Genomic DNA, 660 nt, shown 5'->3' with positions numbered 1-660 from the left:
ATAACGGTGGAAATCCAAAATAGAGTCATTACTTATTATCTCCGTTATTCTCTTCTTCAAGCAGTGCTTTTAAACGCGCTTCTTTTTGCTCGTCCCATTTCTCGTCGTTGTTTGCCGTGACTTTTGCTTTTGACTTTCGGCTACGAAGCACGATCAAACCAAAACCGCCCAAAACCACAGCCAGTGGACCAAGCCATAAAATCGCTGTCGACATAGTGAATGGCAGATTGTAAGTCACGAAGTTGCCGTAGCGCGCGATCATGTAATCGACGATCTCTTCTTGTGACTTGCCCTCTTTCGTCATTTCGTAGACCTTGTGGCGCAAGTCTTGAGCAAGTTCGGCATTCGAATCAGAGATGGTGTTGTTCTGACATTTAGGGCAACGTAATGTGTGTCCTAGCTCTTTGAACTGTTGCTCCTGCTCTAAGTTGTCAAACTCATACACTTCAATTGCAGCATGTGCCGCCAACGAGAATGTTAGGGCTGCAAACACTGCTAAAATCACTTTTCTCATTGCTTCGCCTCCTCAACCAGCCGGTTGTACATCGGTGCTAACGTGTCAGCCCAATTTCGAGGGTTAACATCACCTACATGACGGTAACGAATGACACCATTCGCATCGATAATGAAGGTTTCCGGTGCGCCGTACACACCAAGATC

Annotated in this window: 1 protein-coding gene and 1 pseudogene; both read right to left on the bottom strand. The window is 46.2% G+C overall.

Annotated features, from left to right (window positions below):
• Positions 1 to 28: 28 nt before the first annotated feature.
• Positions 29 to 514 carry a cytochrome c-type biogenesis protein gene (locus tag R7O13_RS27715; protein WP_318305302.1) on the bottom strand — a complete coding sequence of 162 codons (486 nt, stop codon included), beginning with the start codon at positions 512 to 514 and terminating at the stop codon, positions 29 to 31.
• Positions 511 to 660: pseudogene (locus tag R7O13_RS27710) on the bottom strand (DsbE family thiol:disulfide interchange protein); the annotation flags it as partial. The gene R7O13_RS27715 and the pseudogene R7O13_RS27710, both read right to left, overlap by 4 nt.

The organism is Vibrio sp. Y176, assembly GCF_033438945.1.
This window is presented reverse-complemented; position numbering and strand designations above follow the sequence as displayed.

Excerpts from the sequence above, each read along its gene's own strand:
- R7O13_RS27715 (WP_318305302.1), bottom strand. The coding sequence starts at position 514 with ATGAGAAAAGTGATTTTAGCAGTGTTTGCAGCCCTAACATTCTCGTTG.